The sequence below is a fragment of the Paenibacillus aceti genome (genome assembly GCF_003614185.1).
In the GTDB taxonomy this organism is placed as follows: Bacteria; Bacillota; Bacilli; order Paenibacillales; family Paenibacillaceae; genus Fontibacillus; species Fontibacillus aceti.
The window spans coordinates 1-1105 of sequence record NZ_MDDO01000064.1; the positions used below are offsets into that span (position 1 = coordinate 1).

The window sequence follows — 1105 nt, forward strand, 5'->3', positions numbered from 1 at the left end:
ATGTAATAAGGCTAGTTTTCGCTCTGCGAAAGTTGAGTTATTAAGCTAATGGATATATATCTTAAGAACGAGGGTTACAGACTCTTGAAAGCGAATGATGGTCAGGAGGCCCTTGAATTACTGGAACGTTATCAGGTAGATTTAATTATTCTGGATGTGATGATGCCACGGATGGACGGGATTGAAGCGTGCATGAAAATCCGCGAGAGCAAGAATATGCCTATCATCATGCTGTCAGCGAAAGGCCAGGATATGGACAAAATCGCCGGACTCAGCATCGGTGCGGATGACTATGTGACGAAGCCGTTCAACCCGTTAGAGCTAATGGCCCGGGTTAAGTCACAGCTCAGACGCTACCATCAATTCAGCGGTCCGCAACGGTCGGATGAGAGCGAACTTGAAATCGGCGATCTTGTGATCAATACCTCGACGCATGAGGTTACTGTGGATGGACAAGAAGTCCAGATGACTCCGCGGGAGTTCGCTATTCTGGAGCTGCTGGCATCTAATCAGGGCATTGTGCTGAGCATGGAGAGGATCTACCAGGAAGTATGGAATGAGCCCTTCATGGAATCGAAGAACACCGTCATGGTACATATCCGCAAAATCCGCGAGAAAATTGAGAAGGATACTCACAATCCCCGCTATATCAAGACCGTCTGGGGAATCGGATATAAGATGGAACGCCTCTAAACTTTCAGAGAAGGAGAACTGCTATGAAATCAAAAAAGGTCATTACGGTGCAAAGGAAATTATGGGCAATCGTACTGGCCGGCTTAGGGACGGCTATTCTATTATATATTGGATATCAGCTAAGCTCTATTCTAATCACGGTCCCTCGGTATAACGGAATTATTATTTTCTTAGTACAAGAGTACGGCTCTCGCATGGTCATGAGTATAGTCGGGCCTATCTTATTCATCATATTGTACTATCTCCTGACGCGGAGAACGAACGAGAAAAATAAAGGGATCACGGAATTAAAATGGGTCAACACGATCCGTTGGAAATTCCTGATAATCGTACTGACCAGCTTGGGACTGACAGCGATCCTGCTATATGTTGGATATCAGCTTAGTGAATTTCTGATTACGGTTCCTCCGTT

General features: G+C 45.4%; 2 protein-coding genes. Both read left to right on the forward strand.

The features are described 5' to 3' along the window. The first annotated feature begins 48 nt into the window (after nt 1–48). Nucleotides 49–693 (forward strand): response regulator transcription factor, encoded by a 645-nt coding sequence (locus BFJ94_RS25250; RefSeq protein WP_120463954.1) that lies wholly within the window; start codon nt 49–51, stop codon nt 691–693. Between the two features lie 23 nt (nt 694–716). Continuing rightward, on the forward strand, nt 717–1105 hold a 389-nt coding region (locus tag BFJ94_RS25255; RefSeq protein ID WP_162944429.1), incomplete at its 3' end, for a hypothetical protein.